The organism is Actinomadura logoneensis, from assembly GCF_003428695.1.
In the GTDB taxonomy this organism is placed as follows: Bacteria; Actinomycetota; Actinomycetes; order Streptosporangiales; family Streptosporangiaceae; genus Spirillospora; species Spirillospora logoneensis.
Map to the genome: position 1 here is coordinate 1 of NZ_QURH01000418.1, position 850 is coordinate 850.

Here is an 850-nt window from a genome sequence, read left to right on the forward strand (position 1 = left end):
GAGGGCCGCGCCGCCGACGGCCGCGACGGCGAGGGGCGCGGGCCAGGTGCGTCCGCCGGGCGCGTGCGCGGCGACGGCGTGGACCAGCGCCAGTTCGACCCACCAGTACCAGAGGAACCCGTCGCTGAGAGGAGGGCCGGACCAGCCGGCCAGGTCGAGCCCGAGCCATGCCAGGAGCGCCGAGAGCGCGATGGTCAGGGCGCCGCGCGGGGCGGTCCTGCGCCACCAGAGCGGGAGCGCGTGCGCGATGAACACCAGGGTCAGGCAGGCGCCGAGCCGAGGCGAGGAGAACGGGTCGGGCCGGTCGCCCGGCGGCAGCGCGGCGCCCAGGGACAGCGCGACGGCGAGCACGACCAGGGCGGCGTCCAGCGCGGCCGGTCCCCGCCACCCGCGCGGACCGCGCGGGACGGGAACGGGGGCGGCGGTGAGGGGGAACTCGGCGCGGACCGTCCATCCGGGGCCGTCCGGACCGGCGGAGAACGACCCGCCGAGTGCCCGCGTGGCGGAGCGCAGCCCGGCCAGGCCGTGTCCGGTGCCGAGGCCGGGCGCCGCCGGAGGGCCGCCCGCGTCGGTGACCGTGACGGTGAGCGTGGTGGCGGTCCCCTCGACCCGGACGCGGTCGGCGCCGGAGGCGTACCTCGCGGCGTTCGTCAGCGCCTCCCGGACCACGCGGTGGGCCGCCGCGGCCACGTCCGGCGGCGCGTCGGCGGCCGTCCGCAGGTAGTCGACGTCCGGCTGTCCGGCGGCCAGCGCGTCGATGTCGGCGAGGGTGGCGGACGCGGCGGCGTCGATGAGGCGGTCCAGCTCCGCGACGGCCTGCCGGGCGGCGCCCGCGGCGTGGCGGGTCGCC

General features: G+C 80.1%; 1 protein-coding gene. It reads right to left on the bottom strand.

Features of this window, described 5'->3' with window-relative positions; genetic code table 11:
* On the bottom strand, positions 1 to 850 hold an 850-nt coding region (locus DZF91_RS40085), incomplete at both ends, for an ATP-binding protein (protein ID WP_328589197.1).